Source organism: Apibacter muscae (genome assembly GCF_007845635.1).
Lineage (GTDB): Bacteria > Bacteroidota > Bacteroidia > Flavobacteriales > Weeksellaceae > Apibacter > Apibacter muscae.
This window is the reverse complement of sequence record NZ_SELG01000025.1, coordinates 1-21,205: the sequence shown is the minus strand read 5'-3', so window position 1 is coordinate 21,205 and position 21,205 is coordinate 1. Positions and strand designations below refer to the sequence as shown.

18 protein-coding genes are annotated in these 21,205 nt (G+C 31.6%); 8 read left to right on the top strand and 10 right to left on the bottom strand.

Annotation, left to right across the window (positions count from 1 at the left end; all coding sequences use genetic code 11):
* Positions 1-594: 594 nt before the first annotated feature.
* From ETU08_RS01495 to ETU08_RS01465, 7 genes are all read left to right on the top strand, one after another.
* Entirely contained in the window at positions 595-1,866 is a 1,272-nt protein-coding gene (locus tag ETU08_RS01495) for a site-specific integrase (RefSeq protein ID WP_146261239.1), read from the top strand.
* Entirely contained in the window at positions 1,863-2,759 is an 897-nt protein-coding gene (locus tag ETU08_RS01490) for a hypothetical protein (RefSeq protein WP_146261238.1), read from the top strand. Before ETU08_RS01495 ends, ETU08_RS01490 begins: the two co-directional genes overlap by 4 nt.
* A gap of 180 nt (positions 2,760-2,939) precedes the next feature.
* Entirely contained in the window at positions 2,940-3,239 is a 300-nt protein-coding gene (locus ETU08_RS01485) for a DUF3853 family protein (protein WP_146261237.1), read from the top strand.
* An 83-nt stretch (positions 3,240-3,322) separates the two neighbouring features.
* A complete protein-coding gene (locus tag ETU08_RS01480; RefSeq protein WP_146261236.1) occupies positions 3,323-4,570 on the top strand; it encodes a primase-helicase family protein in 1,248 nt (415 codons plus the stop codon).
* Positions 4,571-4,765: 195 nt separating this feature from the next.
* Entirely contained in the window at positions 4,766-5,644 is an 879-nt protein-coding gene (locus ETU08_RS01475; protein ID WP_146261235.1) for a DUF8464 domain-containing protein, read from the top strand.
* A 131-nt stretch (positions 5,645-5,775) separates the two neighbouring features.
* Positions 5,776-6,084 (top strand): plasmid mobilization protein, encoded by a 309-nt coding sequence (locus tag ETU08_RS01470; protein ID WP_146261234.1) that lies wholly within the window; start codon positions 5,776-5,778, stop codon positions 6,082-6,084.
* Positions 6,081-7,451, top strand: a complete 1,371-nt coding sequence (locus tag ETU08_RS01465) for a relaxase/mobilization nuclease domain-containing protein (RefSeq protein WP_146261233.1) — start codon at positions 6,081-6,083, stop codon at positions 7,449-7,451. The genes ETU08_RS01470 and ETU08_RS01465 overlap by 4 nt, the downstream gene beginning before the upstream one ends.
* A gap of 531 nt (positions 7,452-7,982) precedes the next feature.
* Here the strand turns inward: ETU08_RS01465 and ETU08_RS01460 are convergent.
* The 10 genes from ETU08_RS01460 to ETU08_RS01415 all read right to left on the bottom strand — a co-directional run bounded on the left by ETU08_RS01460 (position 7,983) and on the right by ETU08_RS01415 (position 19,994).
* Positions 7,983-8,957 carry a hypothetical protein gene (locus tag ETU08_RS01460; protein ID WP_146261232.1) on the bottom strand — a complete coding sequence of 325 codons (975 nt, stop codon included), beginning with the start codon at positions 8,955-8,957 and terminating at the stop codon, positions 7,983-7,985.
* Positions 8,958-9,270: 313 nt separating this feature from the next.
* Positions 9,271-10,263 carry an alpha/beta fold hydrolase gene (locus ETU08_RS01455; protein ID WP_260390905.1) on the bottom strand — a complete coding sequence of 331 codons (993 nt, stop codon included), beginning with the start codon at positions 10,261-10,263 and terminating at the stop codon, positions 9,271-9,273.
* 242 nt (positions 10,264-10,505) lie between these two features.
* Positions 10,506-11,144 (bottom strand): hypothetical protein, encoded by a 639-nt coding sequence (locus ETU08_RS01450; RefSeq protein ID WP_146261231.1) that lies wholly within the window; start codon positions 11,142-11,144, stop codon positions 10,506-10,508.
* Positions 11,145-11,388: 244 nt separating this feature from the next.
* Positions 11,389-11,811 carry an SRPBCC domain-containing protein gene (locus tag ETU08_RS01445; RefSeq protein WP_146261230.1) on the bottom strand — a complete coding sequence of 141 codons (423 nt, stop codon included), beginning with the start codon at positions 11,809-11,811 and terminating at the stop codon, positions 11,389-11,391.
* 239 nt (positions 11,812-12,050) lie between these two features.
* On the bottom strand, positions 12,051-13,295 hold the full coding sequence (locus tag ETU08_RS01440) for a metallophosphoesterase (protein ID WP_221410531.1): 1,245 nt from the start codon (positions 13,293-13,295) through the stop codon (positions 12,051-12,053).
* A gap of 149 nt (positions 13,296-13,444) precedes the next feature.
* Positions 13,445-14,014, bottom strand: a complete 570-nt coding sequence (locus tag ETU08_RS01435; RefSeq protein WP_260390903.1) for a hypothetical protein — start codon at positions 14,012-14,014, stop codon at positions 13,445-13,447.
* Between the two features lie 166 nt (positions 14,015-14,180).
* The gene (locus tag ETU08_RS01430) at positions 14,181-15,044 is read right to left on the bottom strand and encodes an aminoglycoside 6-adenylyltransferase AadS (RefSeq protein WP_003013318.1); all 864 of its coding nucleotides are present in this window, start codon (positions 15,042-15,044) and stop codon (positions 14,181-14,183) included.
* Positions 15,045-15,219: 175 nt separating this feature from the next.
* On the bottom strand, positions 15,220-16,386 hold the full coding sequence (locus tag ETU08_RS01425; protein WP_008651082.1) for a tetracycline-inactivating monooxygenase Tet(X2): 1,167 nt from the start codon (positions 16,384-16,386) through the stop codon (positions 15,220-15,222).
* Positions 16,387-16,539: 153 nt separating this feature from the next.
* Positions 16,540-18,948 (bottom strand): hypothetical protein, encoded by a 2,409-nt coding sequence (locus ETU08_RS01420; protein WP_146261229.1) that lies wholly within the window; start codon positions 18,946-18,948, stop codon positions 16,540-16,542.
* Between the two features lie 182 nt (positions 18,949-19,130).
* Entirely contained in the window at positions 19,131-19,994 is an 864-nt protein-coding gene (locus tag ETU08_RS01415; RefSeq protein WP_003013318.1) for an aminoglycoside 6-adenylyltransferase AadS, read from the bottom strand.
* 201 nt (positions 19,995-20,195) lie between these two features.
* On the opposite strand from ETU08_RS01415, the gene ETU08_RS01410 reads away from it, so the two are divergent.
* Positions 20,196-21,035: a tyrosine-type recombinase/integrase gene (locus tag ETU08_RS01410; RefSeq protein WP_146261228.1), complete on the top strand. Its 840-nt coding sequence runs from the start codon at positions 20,196-20,198 to the stop codon at positions 21,033-21,035.
* Positions 21,036-21,205: the final 170 nt, after the last annotated feature.

Here is a 21,205-nt window from a genome sequence, read left to right as displayed (position 1 = left end):
ACGATAAAAAATAATATAAAATAAAGTTTAGGGGATTTTTTTTGGGAAGGGATATTAAATAATTATTATTTTTTTTTAATTTTTCGTATAAAGTTTATTGTTGGGTTTTGATTGGTTTTTTCATGGGCTTAATATTTTAAAAATAGGGGGTTTAAGGATACCTTGGTCTTGGGGGATGCTTTTATTATTTTTCAGATTTTTAATTTAGTTTAATTTTATAATGGTTAAAAATATAAATCAGTACAGATAAAATTAATCCTATTAGTCCAATAAACTTATAATCATATAACAATGCCTTAAAATAATAAGTTATTTTATTAAAATAGTTATTGAATTTAGTATCAGAATAGTTCATATCACTGACTACAAAACCATTTCCACTAAATGATATTTTTGACCCAAAAGGAGTTTCCAGATAGATAGTCAATAGTGGAGTATCATAGGGATTATAACCCACATACCAACAAAGTACATTTAAATCTTATTTCATTGATAATATGTCATTTATATTTTTATACGTTTTTTAAAATGTTTTAAAAGTGTGTAGGATAGTTCAAAAATTGGGTGTATATTCGGGTGTAAAATATTCCTAATATGAATATCAAAAGAAAGATAACTATTGCAATCGAAAAGAGAAAAAAGGATGGAGTTTTAATTACAGAAAATGTTCCAATACGTGCAAGAGTAGTATATAATGGCGGAAGGGTAGAATTTTTCACGGGTTATCGCATTGATTCGTCAAAATGGGACGAAGCTAAGGAAAAGGTACGTAACGGGTGTACCAATAAATTAAAACAAAGTTCTTCCGAAATCAACACAGCAATACAAGAATTGACTGCAATCATAGAGAGAGTCTTTAAAAAATTTGAGTTAAAAAATGAAGTACCTTCCTTTCAAGTCTTAAGAGATGAAGTAAAACGGTCTTCAGACAAACAAATAATATCAGCAACTGAGAAAAATCTTTTTGCAGCTTTTGATGATTTTGTAAAAAATAACGGAAGAAAAAATGATTGGACTGAAGCTACCTATTCTAAGTTCAAAACTGTGAAATCTCATTTATTTACTTTTCGTTCTAATTTTCAGTTTTCTGATCTTTCTGAAAAACTACTTTTAGAATATGTGTCATTTCTACGTGACCAAAAAAAAATGCGTAATAGCACTATTGAGAAACAAATAAGTTTTTTGAAGTGGTTTTTAAAATGGTGTAAAAACAACAATTATATTGTAGAGTATGGGTTTGAAAATTTCAGACCAAAACTGAAGGAAACGTCTAAACGAATAATTTTTTTAACACAAGAAGAGGTATCTAAAATTAAAGCTGCGGATTTATCTTCTAAACCTTATTTAGATAGAGTTCGTGATATTTTATTATTTTGTTGTTTTACAGGACTTAGACATTCCGATGTTTATAACTTATGCAAACATGATATAAAAGATAACATAATTGAATTTGTAACCAAGAAAACAAATGATCTTTTGAGAGTTGAATTAAATAAACACAGTAAAGCCATATTAGATAAGTACAGAAAAATCCCTATAGAAAACAATAAAGCATTACCTGTTATTTCAAATCAAAAAATGAACGAATACTTAAAGGAACTTGGTGAAATTGCTGAAATTAATGAACCTACACGCGAAACCTATTATATTGGCAATGAAAGAATAGATGATGTAAAGCCAAAATATGAACATTTAAGTACACACGTTGGAAGAAGAACCTTTATATGTACAGCATTGTCATTAGGAATACCTGCACAGGTAGTAATGAAATGGACAGGACATTCAGACTATAAATCAATGAAACCATATATTGATGTAGCTGATACGATTAAAGCAAATGCTATGAGTAAATTTGACATGCTATGAATACAGTTGATGCTTACTTAGAAATTTCATTACAATTGACAGACACAACAATTATGATGTGGGAACAAGAGTTAAATACTTCAGGGAACTCTTTTAATTTTGACTCACAAGATATATATAGACAATATTTGACCAATGTTTTCTTATTTGATTTCAAAGATCGGGTTGAGTCTAATAAAACAACAACTAATAGAGTTGAAAAGTTGAAAAAACTCAAAGAAAATTTAGAATTAATGATTAAGATTTATGAAAAAAATTCTAATTTCTTTACACAGCTAGATAGAAATGCACTTCGGTTAACAAAGTTTAGAGAAATTACTAAAAGTACTTTATCTGATAATGACTTGCAGTTAGATTTGTATCGAAAAATAGAGTTACCGGAAAGAAAAGCTTATTTAGAATCCGATTTCTATACTGAAGTAGGTTTTTTAAACTATGATTACCACTATGAAATATATATTCATAGTAAGAAATTATTAGAGGATGTAAAAACTAATTTTGACAACTATGAAATTTACGATAATGATTATCTCTTTATAAATAACAAACCTTTATTTCGAATGAAATTAATAGGTGAGTTACATGATTTTTTAAACAATCTGGTTATTGAAGATATATCAGAATATGATTTCTATAAGGAAATCAATATTTTACACACTGTGAATAAGATTAAAATTAGTAAAGATCATGTTGTAGTTTTTTATTACATCATTCACTGTTTGTCAAACACAATAAAAGATAAAGAAATAAAGAAAAAATGGCTTTCTCGAATATTGCAAGAGTTTGGAATTAAGCGAAAAAGTTATGATTCAAAATATCGACATATAGCAAGTTCCGATGCCAATGTAACATTAAAAGAATATTGTACCCAAATAGATTCTGTTTTTAAGTAATAGGATACTATAATGACTTTTAAACAGTATAAATCCACTTACAAACCACTCAAGAAAGATTCTTCTGTGGTTTTTTTTATGTAATAAAGTGTAAAATTCCACCTACACTCCACTTACAAAGCATTGTAGTTTTGAATTGTTCGAACATTACAAATTCGTATAATTTAAAATTTAGAAAATATGTATTTAGGTAATCTAAAAGAAAAACCAGTGTGGCAGATGACAGGAGAAGAACTAATACAACTGTTAAAAACATCTACCGAAAAAGAATCCAAAGAACGTATTGATTCGCATACTAATGATCTATCAAATAAAAGATATGTCTATGGTATTCGGGGGATTGCTAACTTGTTTGGATGCAGTATATCAACTGCAAATAAAATTAAGAAAGAAGGCAAAATAAAGGAAGCGATTATTCAACACGGTCGAAAAATTATTGTAGATGCTGATTTAGCACTCAAGCTTTTCTCTAGAAAATAAAAGATAAACATCTACTACTCTTCTTTAAAATTCAATTTTTTAATCCATGAAATCCTGATTTAAGGATTTTAATACTAAATCTTATGACCTTAGATATTCCATACATCCGAGTAGGTACTTCCTATTTTAAAATCATAGACAAGCCTTTAATTTCGGGAGATAAAGTGAAAGTAATGGTTCGCTGGAATCGGGAAACGATTATTTCCGATCACGGTAAATCATTCTTGAACAACGTACTTAAATTGGACGGTTTTTGCTGCATCCCCAACCATTTTGGCTATGAGCAAATCGTTGGTGATTTTTACAATATGTACAATGAGCTTCCCGTGAAGCCCATTAACAAAGAGTTTTCGCTGGAAGAACTCGAAAAACTCATTCCGAATTCGCTGCATTTTATGAACCATATTTTTGGCGAACAAACTGCATTAGGTTTGGATTACATTAAATTGTTGTACGAAAAACCCACGCAGACTCTGCCGATTCTGTGTTTGGTCAGCAAAGAACGATCCACAGGGAAAAGTTCGTTTATCAAATGGATGAAAGCTATTTTCGGAATGAACATGACCTATATTAAAGGCGATTCATTTGGTTCACAGTTCAATTCCGATTGGGCAAGTATGCTGATTGTGGCTATTGACGAAGTGTTTTTTGACAAGAAAGAAATCACCGAACGCTTAAAATATCTCTCGACAACCGATAAAGACAAAGTAGAAGCCAAAGGAAAAGACCGTCAGGAAATCGAGTTTTTCGCCAAATTTATTTTGTGTTCCAATAACGAAGATAATTTCATTCAGATTGATGAAGAAGAAATCCGTTTTTGGATTCGAAAAATCCGCCCGATTTCCACAGAAGATGTGTTTTTCTTGAAAAAACTTCACAAAGAAATCCCGTACTTTTTAAAATACCTTCAAATGCGAACGTTTTTTTCTGAACAAAAAACACGTATGTGGTTTCAACCAGAACAAATTATGACCGCATCGCTTCTAAAGTTGGTCAATAGAAATAAATCCGAATTACTTATTCTGGAATTACTGCACGAGTGTTTTGAGAAAATGGACGAGGAAGAACTCAAAGTAGCACCTAACGACTTGTATCTTCTTTTGCGCAAACAAAACAACAGAATTTCTATTTCTGCTAATGAAATAAGAAATATTTTAAAGCGATGGAATTTCGTTCCCGAAGATAATACGAAATCGTATCAAGGAATTGAACTATTGTCGCATGGCGAGTATGTAAAAGTGGATCGTAGGGGACGATTTTACACCATTAAAAAGTTTTTGTTCTATAAACTATTTGATGCTTTGATGCAAAATGAGGATAAAGCCTTGTAAACTCTAGAAAAATGCTTGCATCAAAGTCTGCATCAAACTTTAAAAGCTCGTTTTTTGATGCAAAACTGATGCAGATAAAAAATAAAGTGATGCAATGATGCAGGTGGTGATGCAAGTTAAAACATACGTAATCAATGATTTAGATACTTTCTGCATCAAACTCACTTAAAAATATAATTTTTTAATTCCTACACCATGAACTGCGAAACGGCAAAAAACATAAAATTGAGCTCCATTTTAGATCAAATAGGAGCTTGTAAAATACGGACATTTAATCACGAAATTTGGTATTTAAGTCCGTTTAGAAAAGAACAAACCGCTTCTTTTAAAATCGATTTACGCAAAAATCTATTTTACGATTTCGGAGAAGGTTTTGGTGGCAACGTTTTGGATTTTGTGATGCGTTATTATAAATGTGATATTCCGAATGCTTTAAAAATTCTTCGGGAAGATTTCAACTCTTTTTCTTTTCAACAGCAACCTACAGCTGTTTTAGACGAGGAAACGGAACAAAAAAAATCGTACGAAATAACGACCGTGCAAACTTTATCAAATCCTGTTTTACTGGATTATTTGAAAAGTCGAAAACTCAATTTAGAACTGTGCAGAAATTATTTATGTCAAGTTCATTATCAACTAAACGGTAAAAACTATTTTGGAGTTGGGTTTAAAAACGACCAAAACGGATTCGAAATTCGGAACAAATATGTCAAAATTTGTTTGGGCAAAAAATGGTTTACGCATTTAAAAAACGAATCGAAATCAGTTGTTATTTTAGAATCGTGGAGCGACTTTATGGCTCTGCTTACTTTATATCCCAAAATGGAAAAAGAGAATGATTTTGTAATTCTAAATTCTTTGGTACTGAGTTCGAAAATCGATTCGATTATGGAACGTTATGAATGTGTTTTTTTAACACTTGATTCAGACGAAGCAGGTACAAAAGTAACGCAAAAACTTCTTGAAAAAGGAAATGGAAAATGCACAGATTTTCGGAAGATTTATTCCAATTCAAAAGACCTGAATGAATTTTTGATTAAGAAATCACCTGTAAAAAATAATAGAAGGCTATAAATACTTTACGTAGAAGCAAGGGGCTGAAATGTATATACAAACCGTTTCTCTCATTGCATATCCTATTTCCGACCCTTGTCCTGCGGAGCGGAAAAATCTTCACGCTTCGCTAATTTTTCAAACTTTTAAAAATGAATAAAAAAGAGATTATAAGAGATCAAATGATTGTAATTCGAGTTAGTGTTTTAGAGAAAAAACAGATTCAGAAAAGAGCCGAAAAATATCATCTAAGTATATCGGATTTAGCACGACAATTTTTGCTAAATGGACACGCTTGGGCGAAAGAAATAAATGCGTTTTCAGAACCTATTTTAGACCGAAAAACGCTGATTGGTTTGTCAAATAATTTAAATCAATTAACCCGATACGCACATCAAAAAAAAGAACTCCCTGTTATTATGGAATTATTACAAAAAATCAATAAAATTTTCGACCCATGATTGCCTTTTCAAATACCGGAACCGGATTTAAAGGCGCGATTTCGTATGTTTTAAAAGAGCACGAAAAGCACTTGCCGATTCATAAGCAACCGATCGTAATCGAACAAAACAATGTTTGGGGAACTTCGACCGAAATGGCTAGACAAATGCGTTTTATTGCCGATTCCAATTCCAAAAGCTCGCGTCCTGTTTTACATATTGCGTTTAGTTTTCACAAAGACGAACGATTGCCATTAAGAAAAAGTTTAGAAGCAATGCATTTAGCGTTGAATGAAATTCATTTCCACAAGGACAAAAATCAATATTTGGTTGTAAAACACAACGATACCGATGTGGAGCATTACCATTGGATCATCAATAAAGTAAATCTGGATGCTAAAAATTTAGATACTAGTTATATCAAAAACCGCTTACAAGTAGCTTGTGATAAAGTGGAAAAGCAACTCAGGCTTCGACCTACACCAGGAAGAACCATTGTGTATGATTCAGAATCTGAAAAAGGATATCGTTTCACCAAAAAAGAAACGCCTAGAAACAAAGTTTTTCGAGAGAAATCAGCTAATATTTCTGATACAAAACAGTTTGTTTACGATGAATTGGTACACGTTTTATCATTTCTAAGCGATGTAAAAGACTTAGAAACGCAACTTTCAAAAAAGGGAATTGCCTGTAAAACCACTTTTAATAAAAATGGATTAAGTGGCGTTTCGTTTCGATACAACAAGCAGGCGTATAAAGGAAGTCAGATTGGAATTAAGGCAAAAGATATTGTAAATGCTGTTGAAAAAAATCAAAGCTTGGACATTAAACAACAGATTACGACTTTAAGTGCTTTTGATAAAAACATACAAAATGCCTTGTCAGCTATTGTGAAAGACTATGAAAACGGAAATCCGTATCCCGATTTTACAGAGCATTTCAAAAAACACGAAATCGTTTTAGACCCCGAACGATTGCTTTACAAGGGATTTAGAATTTCAAACCAACCCATAGAACGCTTTAGGCAAAAAGCCGAAACCTATGTTTTGGGCACGCTGAAAGATTTTGAATACAAAACACATTATTACCACAACTTGATGAACCAAGAACCTGAAAAAGTTCCGTTATTGTTTGGTAGAGATAAGGTTCTTTCAGAAAACAAACGATTACTAAAGCAACAACAAAATGCCGTTGAGCCTAAATTACAAATCAAAATAAACCAAGCGATTATTCCGGATTATTCAATTGCTTTTATGAAAAGTATTCAAGAGTATAAAAGAAAATTAGCTGAATTAATTAAGGAAGAAACTAAAGTTGAGAAAGATGTAGGTATTGAAAAAACAAATAAAATATTACAAAATCAACAAGAGATTAAAAGAGGAAGATAAATGTAATTTAGTTGATAAAGATTTTAAAACTTTCAAAAAGATAGTACAAAAGAAAGGTAATATTAAAATAGCTTCTATAGTTCAACATCTACGTAAATATCACCATTAATAACCCTTTGTTTTCTTTTTTAATATTAAGGTAGAGGAAGTAAAGTGCGAAAAACAGTTTAATAACCGAATGAAAAAACACACAAATACTCCATAAAAACCAATTGTCTTTTTATTTAGAAGCATTAATTAAAAATTTCTTCAATTTGTTTATTGTCCATTTTCTATCGTTAAATTCTCTGTTGATAATCGTTTTACAATGACAGCTAACGAGAAACGCATTGGCGAAGTGGCGGATTAATTGAACGGAAAGTTCAATCAATCCAAAACGTAGCCGATGTGTTTCACAAAAGCTAACTTAACGAAAAAAAAGCTGAATGTGAATACATTCGGCGGATAAAAAAACACCAAATATTCTATTTAGCACAAAACCCGCCATTTCGCCAATACGATGTTAGTGGCAGCCTTTTTTTAGATTATGCTTTAGTAATATTCAAATTCTAAGGTTTTTGATTCTATTTTTATATCGTCTACAAAAACATCTATTGTAATTGGATTACTAAATTTATCAAAAGTGTAAACGTTTTCCATTTTACTACTTTTATTTCCGTCTTCGAGCGTAATCATTGATAACAAATTACCTTTATCATCATATTTATAAACTTTTTCATTAATTACTTTAGAATTTCCAAAAGTAGATATAGATATTAACTTACCATCAAGATATTTGTCATAATGTAGAATTTCTTTAAGACCATTTCGAGAATTGAAAAAAGTTACAGAGTTATCCTCATCATTAAATTCGTATAAGAAAGCATAACCTGGTTCTGGAACATAAATAGCTTCTTCAATACATCTATCTTTCCCATCAAAAACAAGCTTTATTGTAGACTCCAATTCGTTATTACCATTTAGCTTTTCAATTTTAATTAAATTACCTCTTTGATCGTATTCAAGTTTATTTATTTCGCTCAACTCTTGAATAAAATATCCGATAGGTTTACGTAGGTCGATTAAATTATCTTCATAGATATGAATTTCATAAGGTTTGTCACTATTTTTGTATAAGTATTTCTTTTTTTGTCTTAGTTCTCCCATTTTGTTAAATACTTCTTTGAACTCTAATCGATTAAGATCATCATATTTATACTTGGTTGTCGTATACAATTCATTAGTTGTTTCATTATACCATTCAGTTGATATCAAATTATCTTTTTTATCAAAAATATGAACATACCTATCTCCATTATTACCTCTTATTGTGTAACTATAGTAAGTCAAATTTCCAATTTGATCGAATTTCCAATTTGTATAACTGGGAATCTCTGAATGATCTTTATTAAAATACTCAGTTTTGCTTCTTACCTCTTTAACGAGTCCTTTAAAAATTTGATTTCTATTAGATACTTTAGGACGAAGTTCTGGACGAGTATGTTTGTATTTTATATTTTGAGACATTGCGTTTAAGCTGAATAAAAAGATTAAGGGAAAAAAGAATTTCATATTCTACTAACTTTTTTTATATAAAAAAGGTGGACTCATTAATGTGGTAAGTTTCTTTAAGGTTGCCACTAACGTTTCGGGGCTTGGCGTCAGTGGCGGAAAATCGAAGCTGGAAGTTTCGATTTAGGCGACACGTAGCAAAAGCCAATTTCTATTTGCTAATTTATATAAAAAAGCCAATAAAATTGGCTTTTTGCGACATAGAAACCCGAAACTTTCAATAATCACTTAACCCGCTATTGCGCCAAACCCTTGTTGTGGGCAGTCTTTATTTTTTCACGGTTTGAAGCCAATTTTCGATTTCTTGGAATGTTTTTTCAGAATTTTCAATCCACGGGAAATGACCTGATTTTTCAATTAAAACGAGTTTTGAATTTGGTAGAGCCCTTTGCAACTCTTCTGCGTATTTTGGCTGATTGTTTGTGTCATATTTTCCGTTAACAATCAAAATTTTTGTTTCTATTGTTGGAAATTGTTTTTGGTAATCAAGATATTTTTGTCGTTCATTTTCGGTTTCAAATGAAAATTGATTATTAATAGGTTTTCTTCTCCCAGCTTTAGTAATTTCTTTCACTATAGGGATTACTTTTTGCGAACTTTCTTCGTTATAGCACCACCATTTTATTGGTGCGTCTGAAAGGTCTTTTCCGTTCTCGTCTGTTGAAGTTTTGTGTTCAATCATATAGTCCCAATCTTTTAAAACTTGAGCAAACCAAGGTGATTCTTTCGCACGTTCTTTTTCATATTTCGCACGTCTATCATAAGTTTCTTGTTGCGTTCCAATAAAACCTGTTCCTGTCAAAATTAGTCCGGAAGTTTGTTTTGGAAACCTCAAAGCATATTCCAAAGCAACTGAACTTTGGTCAGAATGTCCAAAAATCCATATTTTATTTGCGTTGAGTTTCTTTCTTAAATTTTCAATTTCTTCAACAATAAAAGTTTGATTATATTCTTCGATTGTTTTTGGCACTTCGGATTTTCCAGTTCCTCTTGGTTCATAATAAACCATTGTGAAATATTCTTCCAAGGGCTTCAAAGTTAATTCATAGCCGATTTTACCAGAACTTAAATGCCCAACAATCATAATTGGACCTTTACCACGAATAGTGTAATTAAGTTTTAAATCTCCAATTTTCTCATAATAACTTCCATTTGTAAGTTTTTGACAACTTGCAAGATTTAAAGAGAGAAATAATACAATTATTAAATGTAAAATCTTAATATTCAATTTCATACGGTGTTTCTGTAAGATTGCCCACAACGTTTCGCAGCTTGGCGAAGTAGCGAAAAATAATCGCTAAAACTTCAAAATATTGCCAAAAACTGAGCAACGCATTTTTATTTTTTAAATTTAATAAATTGAAAAATAAAAATAGCGATTGCGACAAAAAAAGAAACAAACTTTAAACTTTGCCTTAACTCGCTATTTTGCCAAACTGTTGTTAGCTGTAGTTTTTTTGATTTCTATAAAATTGTTATTCAAATAATTAGTATAATGTCATTTTATAGAAACTGTATATAAGAAAAATTGGGTTCTGAATATTCAAATAATCCTGTTTCATATAATAGAGTAGAAGTTTGAATAGTATTTCTTTCTTTACTTGTATTACTAATTAAAAATACATTTGGAAAATTATTATTTTCTGCAATTATTGAAACATTTTTTATTTCTGCTATTAAATTTTCTAATTGTGATTTTTCGATATTATCTTTTAGTTTTACATTAATTTGGTCAGTTGTAAACATAAGGTTATAAGGACCATAATATCCAAAAAAGTCGGTATTATAAGCTTTATTAGCATACAAAACAATTTCTTTTTTGTTGAGTTTATAAATTTCTGAATCTATTTCAACACAAGTTTTTTCATTTTGTAATTTAATAAGTCTGAACTTATAATTATCGTTTAAAATATCTTCAACTTCTAAATAATCTAAACTATTAATAAATGTGCTGATTGTTAAATCATCTGTTTCTTTTTTGAATCCAATAATAAGATAATTACCATTTAAATTATCTAAATAAATCTTTTCAGAATCAAAGTAATAAAAATCATTAACACATTCTTTTCCGATAAAATCATCATCTTTACAGCAACTTGAAGATATCAAAATCAATAAAATTATAATTATTAGATTTTTCATATTAGTAATATATTTAAAGATGTTTAAAAAAATTTCTTTTTGTATTAAAATTACAGCTAACGAGAAACGCATTGGCGAAGTGGTGGATTAATTGAACGGAAAGTTCAATCAATCCAAAACGAAGCCGATGTGTTTCACAAAAGCTAACTTAATGAAAAAAGCTGAATGTGAACACATTCGGCGGATAAAAAACCCTAATTTTCTATTTAGCACAAAACTAGCCATTTTGCCAATGCGATGTTACCTACAGTTTTTTATCAGTTTCTAAATAGATTTTTAAGGTTTCTAACATTAAATTCCAAGCAGTCTTTGAGTGATTATATTCATCTTTATCTCTAAAGTTTTTTCCAGTTATGCATATTTTCGAATAATTATTTTCTATTGAATATATATCAAATACTATTAACTGAAAATCATTGGAATTCATTTTGTGATATTTATAAGCAAGTTTTTTAAATGTTTGTAATTCAGTTATAATAGCAAAGTCAATAATATTAGAATTTTGACTTTTAAAAGTTATTTTTCCGCCTATTTGCCAATTATTACATTTAATCTTTAAGAATTTAAAGCAATCACAAAACAACTCTTCTTTAGTTAAAACATCCCAAATTTTTTCACAACTTTGATGTATGTAAATATTTAGCTTTAAAGAATTTGTTACTTTCATAAAGTTTAATTTGACTACTTATTATGGAAAAATTGTAGGTAACGTTTCGGGGCTTGGCGTCAGTGGCGGAAATTGAAGCGAAAAGTTTCAATTTAGCGACACGGTAAGTAAAAGCCAATTCATTGAATAAATTTAAGAAAAAAAGTCAATGTAATTGGCTTTTGCGACATAGAAAGCCGAAACTTTCAATAATCACGTCACCCGCCATTGCGCCAAACCCATGTTAGCTGACGTATTTTTTAAAATTTTGTTTTTGTTCCCTTTCCATCGAGTTTGTATTCAACTCCGTTTTCAATTAATAATCCTTTCGTTTTTTCAGAATTTTTTTCTTGTCCGTGTTTTACGTCTGTATTAATTGTTTTTCCGTTGAAATCTTTCGTTATGTCTTCCACAACTGAATGTCCGAAAACAATCTTGTCCGCTTGATAAAAATTCAAAACTTCTTTGAGTTCGTTCTCCTTAATTTTTCCGTAATATTTGTAGTCTTGCGCAAGACCACGATACCAATAAATTCCTTTTCTTCCTGTTATAAAATTCTCCACTTTATTCTTTTCATCTTCATTGTAAAGGTTTTTGTCCCAATTATTTCGTGCAATTTGATTAATGTCAGAAAGTGAAACGTTGTATTTTATAATCTCTGGACTTATGCCTGCGTGAACAAATATATAGTTTCCTATTTTTTCGATTATATTTTTGGAACGCAACCATTTTCCTAATTCTGTTTTGTCTGAATACAAATATTGAGTTGCAATTTTCAAGCTGTCATTTTTACTGATTAATTGTGCTACACGTTTATATCTTTTGTTCGCATAATGGGCGTTGCCCTGAAAGTTCATTATTTCGTGATTTCCTAAAATATAATGTACTTTTCCATTTTGATTAAGAGCTTCTTGCTCAAGTTTATAAATCAACCACAAAACTTGTGTTACATTTTCTCCTCTGTCCACAAAATCTCCGTTTAGCAGTAAATGTCCGTTGCCAAAAGTCCAATTAAAGTTTTTATCAATTACTCCATTGTTGATAAGGAAACTTGAGAAGCCGTCAAAATTTCCTTCAATGTCTGAAATGACAACCAATTTTTCAGGTAACTCAAAAGAATCAGGTTCGGAAGTTATGCTGTCCTTGAGTTGAAGTTCAAATTGGTCATTGTCTGAATTGTTGACTATTACATTAAGTTTTTCCTTTCGGTTGATATTTTTGCTTAGTAATTTGTTTTCTTTTGTTACTTCGTAAAGTTGATTGTCAATTATATAAGGTCCGTCAATTCCATTAAGATTATATTTTTCCTGATAATTTAGAAAAATTCCAAAATCTCTATCTTTTTCGAATAACGCTCGTAGTCCCGACCATTTATCACGAGTTCCATCTTTGTGTTCTACATTAAACCCCACAATTAAAAGAAAGAGAAAAATAAATCCGATTAAAGATAAAATTCCGTATGTAATAATTCTAAAAATCTTCTTTATTGGTGGACGTCGTTTCATAATATGTCAGCTAACGTTTTGGGGCTTTGCGTTCGGGCGGGTTTCGGAGCACAAAGTTTGAATTTATTACTAAAGTTAAATAGAAGCACAAAGCTTCAAGTTTGCACGTCACCCCGCCTGACGCAAAACCCGTGTTATGCGGTCGGCTTTTATTCATTGTCCATTTTAAATATTCTTGAATAGTCGCCAAATTCAGTGTCTTTCAGTTTTTCTTCAATTACTTTTTTAGCAATGTCAAAGTCAACCACAATACAACCAACTTCCATTGTTCCACTTCCGATGCTTCCACCGTCAGTATGACCAAGTCCTGCCCAACCTAAAACTTCGTCCATTTTTTCTTCAAGTCGGTGTCGCTTGTCCAAGTCTTGCTCAGTTCCAAAGCCGTCAATCTTGTATTCTATTTCTAAAAATGCGTAATTGTCTTCGTCAAATTCCGCATAACCATCTTTTAGTTTCTCGTCAATTTCTTTTTGAACAGTTTTACGAAAATTTGAAAAAAGTCCGCTTTTAACCTCTTTGTCTTGTCCAGTTTGTCCAACAATTCCCCAATGAACTATTGCGGTTTTTACGTCTTTATCCCAAGTCTCCCAATAGTGAAGTTGGTCGTCAATTAGTTTATAAAGTTTAAGCATACTGTTTGAATTTTCTGTTGTCTGTTTTTTGTCTGTCGAACAAGCGAAAAAGATCAAGGCTAAAATTGTAAATATGTAAATTTTCATTTTCACGGTGTCGTTTTTTAAGCTGCCGCATAACGTGCCGCGTATTGGCGATGGGCGGGATTTTTAGCACTGAACTTTAATCGAAGAACAGAAGTTGAATTTTGCACTTCCGTTGATACGAAGCCGTTCAGCCCGCCTATTGCCAATACGATGTTGTACGACGTAGTTATGTTTTGGGTTTTAGTCCAGCTAAATATTTTCGTATGTCATTTTCTAATTTATCCGGGTATTTGTACTCTAATTTTTTTGACAATTCAGTTCCTATTTCTGAAACTAAATCAGTCATTGAAAATAGAGCAGTCCAATTTTCCTTTATATCGCTCCCTGAAAATGTTTGTTCTGTTTTAGCCCACATTTCCTGGTTAAGATACTTTTTGAAAAGTCGTCCATATTTATTGGTCGTTATGTTCCAATTGTGTTCACTTGCAATGTGCCATTCAATTAAAGGAATTAGATATTCTGTGCGAATAACGGTTTCCGACATAAATTTCGCATAGAATATTTCATCTCTCACAAGACACTTTGCCACGTAAGTTGTGTCCCACCAAAAATCGTTTATTAGATTTTGAAACTCTTTTTCAGACGGTTTTTTGATAATGGAAATTTGATAAGTTGGTTTCAGCATTTGCTTTGTAATACCATCTTTATCAATTAAAATTTTATAACCAATATCCCAATCTTCTGGTAATTCTTTCTCTTGCGTTTCCTTTATAAATTTTGATTTGCTGTAAAGTTTAAAATCTACTTTCACACCGTCTTCATAAAGTAGCATTTTCATTGCGTGTTTATGGTTAAAACAACTTTCGTCTTCTTCAATCATAGCAATTGGATTTCCGAATTTAAGCGTCCAGCTTTTGTCTGAAATGTAATTTGTATTATCCTCAAAAACAAATTCAATGTCTAAATCACTAAATTCGTCAACAAGTGCTAAAGGATTTACAAGTGAACTTGTCAGAAGAAGAACTCTTACATCTTCGTTTTTCTCCGACCATTCTATAATTGTTCTTAACTTTTCTTCTCTGACTTTCATTTTGTTTGGTTCGGTTTTACTATGTCGTACAACGTTTGGCAAATTGGCGATGGAGCCGACTTTTAGCACAAATGTTGAATAGAATTACTAATCTTCAACATTGCACAAAAGTTCAATAGAAGTACTTCACCGGCTCTATTGCCAATTTGTTTGTTATGTGCCGTTTTATTCCATTTTATACATTTAACAATTGCTGAAACGTAAAGTCGGGTTTAAACATTTCAATTTCGTTTTGAGTTGATTCTTCTTGTGCTTCTTTGCCATAGATAAACATTTGCTGTTCATAATTTTTAACAGCCTCTTCAATGCTATTAAATTTTCCATCGGCTAGATTATCAGACAATATCAAGGCATCCACCAACCCACTATTTACTCCCTGCCCTGCAAAAGGCGGCATCAAATGTGCGGCATCCCCAATCATTGTTATGGGTAATGGGCGCTTGCTTTTCCAAGGCTTTTCTAAAGGAAATATCCGTGTAGCCAATCCTACAAATGACAACGTCGTATGAATCAATTCTTTGTAGCGTTCGTCCCAATCGGAAAATTCTTTCAGAAGAAAATCAACGACACTATTTCTGTTTTGAAAATCTACCTGCGTTTGGTTTTTCCATTCATCAGGTGTTTTAAAACTTATTCCAAAATGCAATGCACCATTATTATTGGGGTTAGCAAATAATAAATTACCTTGGTGAGATGCCATTAGCCGGTTTCCATTGCATAGCTGAAAAAATCCAGGACAGTTTATCTCTGGTTGATGAATATCGGCTTGTATATTGAAAGTACCTGTTTCTTCAACTTCCGTGTCGGTAACAAATTTTCTTACCTTGGACATCCCGCCATTGGCAAGAATAACCAAATCTGCTGTTTCACTCGGTTTATTCTCAAAAGTTAGTGTCCACTTCTTCTTACCAGGTTCAAGCATAACAAGTTTTCTATCCCAAATAACCGTGTCGTTTTCTAAACTATTCAACAAGATAGCCCTTAAGTCATTTCTGTTTATTTCAGGATTGTCAAATCGATTTTCGGGCTTTACATTTTTTGTGGATAAAATATTGCCTTTTTCATCAGCAATATTTACACCCATTGGTAAGGCTAAGTCATAATAAGTTTGTAACAATCCCGCTTTTTTCATTGCTTCCTGACCTGAACCTTTGTGTAGGTCAAGGGTTCCACCAAAAATTCTTGCCTCTCGGTCGTTGTCTCTTTCGTAAACTGAAACGTCTATGCCGTTTTGCTGTAATAATTTTGCCATAGTCAGTCCAACGGGTCCACCACCAATTATTGCAACGTTCTTATCACTAAGTAAATTCATTTGTTTGTCTGTATCTATTCGCATTGTCATTCAAAAATGGCACATAACGTTTTGCAGCTATAAGAAGTTGGCGATTTCGAAGCACAAACTGTCAACCTGCACGAAAGTTTGATTGAAAAACTGAACTTCATTTAACCACCAAACCGCCAATTTCTTATAGGTGCTGTTAGCACCAGTTGTTTATTATTCTTTTAAAAATTCGTATTCGTATATTTTCGGTTTGATTTTGTCGGCTAAAAAGTCAAGTTTATTCCTTAATTCGCCAATCAATTCCATATATCTTTCATCATCACTTTTGGAGTTCATTCTGCCTTTGTCGTTTCTGCCTTGAAAGTATTCTCGAATGTCATACAAACTTGCGTTTACATTTACATTTGGTTTGCTGTGATAATATTTCCAAAGTTCTCTACCTGCATCAAAAACTGACTTGGCTTCTTCTGAAAACTCTCTTTTTTCGTTTTGATTTTCTTTTACTCCAAAAAGATTGGTTTCGTTTTCTGTTTTTATTTTTCCATTAATAAAATCGGTCATAAAATTGCTCTCAAATCTGTTTTGGGCATTTACTTCTTGTTCAGTAAATGGTATCCAATGATTTAACCCAAACTTTTCTTGAATGTTAGTATTAAAAATTGTGTAGCAAAGACAATCATTATGAAATTCAAAGTCTTGACTCCAATTACTATTTGGAACTACAAATTGGTCTCTGTCATTTATCCAAGTTTGGTCTAAACATTTTCTGACAGAATAATATATTGAAACAGGGATTAAATTAAGACTGCTTATCCACATACCCCTTGGATTAGCCATTTGTTCCTTTTTGTTTAGAATATAAACAATACCATTTTGCTGAAAGTCATTTCCATTTGTACCGGCTAAAAATCCAATAAAACCATCATTAACTTTGAATGATGAAATCCATTTATTTATGTAATAACTTTTCCCAATTGAATACAAACCTTTTGTACCAATAAAATCTCCTTTTTCATTGTAAATATCAGTTGATGCACTACTAAAAACTTCTTTGATTTGAGTATTCCATATTTTGAAACCAATTGGAAATTTGCCTTTTACATTATCAAATGTGTAAGCTGGTGCAATAAACATTTTTTCAACTTTTGCTCTTAAAAAGTTTCGTAATGAAATAAATGCAGAACCTTGTAATAATTTGAGTTTAGAAAATTCAGCGATTAATACATCAGGAATTTCTGCATAAATCCTTATTAAAAATTGGGCATAGATTTCTCTGCCTGCTGTTCCAAGAATTTCGTTGTATTTAGTGTGTGTTTTTGATTGATTTACTCCTGCTTTACCTTTTTCCCCAACACTTGACACTTCTGCGTAAGGCGGATTTATATAAATAATCAATTTTTTACGCTTTTCTTCATCATTGATAATGTCTCGCAAACTTTCTGGCAGTTTGGTAAAATCATCATTTAAAAAGTCAAACTGAAAAACGTGATTTTTCAGAAGGTTTGCACCGTGGTCAATACGTTCGTGCATTACGTTAATATCGGCTTGGTCTAATGTACTTGCGTAAATGTTGTATTTATTTGTTAAACCTGCTAAAAGGTTACCTGTTCCAGCCGCACAATCCCAAATATAATAGTCGTCCTGCCAATCTTCGCCCAAATAATCGGTCAGGTATTTTTGCGAAAGTTCTACCCAAATTCGAGGGGTGAAAAATGCTCCTTTACGTTCTCTAATGTCTTGCGGTGCAAGTAAATCTCTACGCTCAATAATGTAATCTTGAAACTCTTTTATTGGTGGTCTTTTGTAGAGTTTCCAGAATTGTGAATAAGCATCTTTGTGCCGAATGTTTATTGTCGCATCAAACATTTGTTTGATGTTTTCTTTTGCTATTTTATAGCCTTGATTTTGAAAAACAACAAATAAACCATCTCTTATGGTAAAATCATCATCAAGTGTTTCTGTGCCTTTGTCGTCTACAAATATATCTGCCAAATAAAAATCACTATCAAAGATATTTGCCTTTTTTAAGTCCTCCCAATTAACCTCAATTATCGGTTTAACAATCTCAATCCAACGTAAATAAATGGGAATGAAATTGTTTTTGTCAATTTTTATTTTGCTTTTTGTTGTGGCTTTTGCCACATTGTTTTTAATAAAGGTATTGAGTAGCTTCTCGTCTTTTTGATAATCAAATACATAGGTTTTTGATTTTAAGACGGCTTCAATTCTTTCTTTAATTAATTGAAATTCTTTTGTTTCGTGGTTGCTTGGGGTTACATTCCAATTAAAGTCGTTGAGATAGAAAATGTCTTGAATATTTACATAGTCAACAAAAGCAATTTTTTTGAAGTCAAATGCACCTAAAAAAGCAGGTGGTAAAGTTTTGTCAAAAGTTCGAGCTTTTCCGATTGTCAGAATAAGTTGCACAAACATAGTCGGAATATCAAAATTCCCCGTTTTGGCTTCTGCCCATAAAAGAGGTGTCCTTCCAAATAAACTGTCTTGTTTCGGAAAAACGGTAAAGTCAATATTTCCAAGAATTTCGGTTGTGTCAAATTGCTTAAACCAGTCAGCTCCAACTTTGTTTTTCAGTTCTTCTTCTCTTATGTTTTTATACTTCATTTATCGTCTTTGTTCGTCTGTTACGGTGTTGTTTTACAATTGGTGCTAACGTGCCGCGTATTGGCGATGGGCGGGATTTTTAGCACTGAACTTTAATCGAAGAACAGAAGTTGAATTTTGCACTTCCGTTGATACGAAGCCGTTCAGCCCGCCTATTGCCAATACGATGTTGTACGACGTAGTTATGTTTTGGGTTTTAGTCCAGCTAAATATTTTCGTATGTCATTTTCTAATTTATCCGGGTATTTGTACTCTAATTTTTTTGACAATTCAGTTCCTATTTCTGAAACTAAATCAGTCATTGAAAATAGAGCAGTCCAATTTTCCTTTATATCGCTCCCTGAAAATGTTTGTTCTGTTTTAGCCCACATTTCCTGGTTAAGATACTTTTTGAAAAGTCGTCCATATTTATTGGTCGTTATGTTCCAATTGTGTTCACTTGCAATGTGCCATTCAATTAAAGGAATTAGATATTCTGTGCGAATAACGGTTTCCGACATAAATTTCGCATAGAATATTTCATCTCTCACAAGACACTTTGCCACGTAAGTTGTGTCCCACCAAAAATCGTTTATTAGATTTTGAAACTCTTTTTCAGACGGTTTTTTGATAATGGAAATTTGATAAGTTGGTTTCAGCATTTGCTTTGTAATACCATCTTTATCAATTAAAATTTTATAACCAATATCCCAATCTTCTGGTAATTCTTTCTCTTGCGTTTCCTTTATAAATTTTGATTTGCTGTAAAGTTTAAAATCTACTTTCACACCGTCTTCATAAAGTAGCATTTTCATTGCGTGTTTATGGTTAAAACAACTTTCGTCTTCTTCAATCATAGCAATTGGATTTCCGAATTTAAGCGTCCAGCTTTTGTCTGAAATGTAATTTGTATTATCCTCAAAAACAAATTCAATGTCTAAATCACTAAATTCGTCAACAAGTGCTAAAGGATTTACAAGTGAACTTGTCAGAAGAAGAACTCTTACATCTTCGTTTTTCTCCGACCATTCTATAATTGTTCTTAACTTTTCTTCTCTGACTTTCATTTTGTTTGGTTCGGTTTTACTATGTCGTACAACATTGTTATTTCACGAAATAAAACACGGTGTAGTTTCGTAAAATCACACCTATATGCGCATTTCGTAAAATCTGTTACTAATATAATTACTTTTTTGTAAATTAGACACTTAGTAAGTTATTTTTTGTGGATAGCGAAGCAAAATAGGTTAAATTAGATTTATTTAAGTATGGATAGCGAAACAATATTAAAAACCTTACACGACCGATTGCAAGTGCAACGCTATGCCAATAATACCATAAAATCGTATTGTGGTTATGCACAAATATTCTTAGAGTATATGAGTAAATATCGTACGCTCAACGAAATACCTATTGCTGAAATAGAGGGTTTTATTAATGAAAAAGTATTTCAAGACAATATTAGTGCATCTTATCAACGCTCTTTAGTTGGGGCAATTAAGAAGATTTATAAGTTGGTCAATAATCAATCGATAGAATTAAATTATTTATATCCTAAACGAAAATCAACCCAACTGCCTACTTTCTTTTCTCAAGAAGAAGTGAGAAAAATATTAAATACTACAGAAAATTTAAAGCATAAAGCAATTCTTACCACTATTTACAGTTGTGGATTACGCTTAAGTGAGTTAATAAATCTTAAACTAACTGATGTAAAATCCGACAGTAATTTACTGTTAATACAACAAAGCAAAGGGAATAAAGATAGGCTAGTAGCTTTACCTGATAAGTTATTAAGTTTGTTGCGAGAATATTATATTGAATATAAACCCAAAATATTTTTATTTGAAGGAACTAATGATGAGCAATACAGCGAAAGAAGTGTTCAGTTAGTTTTGAAAAAGTCAATGAAAAAAGCCAATATTGCAACAAAAGGCAGTGTGCATACTTTGCGTCATTCATACGCCACACATTTAATAAAAAGCGGAATTGACATTCGGGTTGTACAAGAATTATTAGGACATAGTGATATTAGAACAACCATGATTTACACTCATATTACAGATGTAGATAAGAAATCGACACCAAGTCCATTAGATTTTTTATAACCTAAAATAAAAAACCCAACTTTACATTTTTGGGTGTAAAATTGGGTGTTTGTGCTTTAACTGATTAAGTATCAGTCTTTATTGCAGAGAGGAAGGGAATATAATCTACAAAAGGGTCTTGTCTGGGAAACTCAGAAACTGGAACATTAGCAATATAGGAAAATTTACCA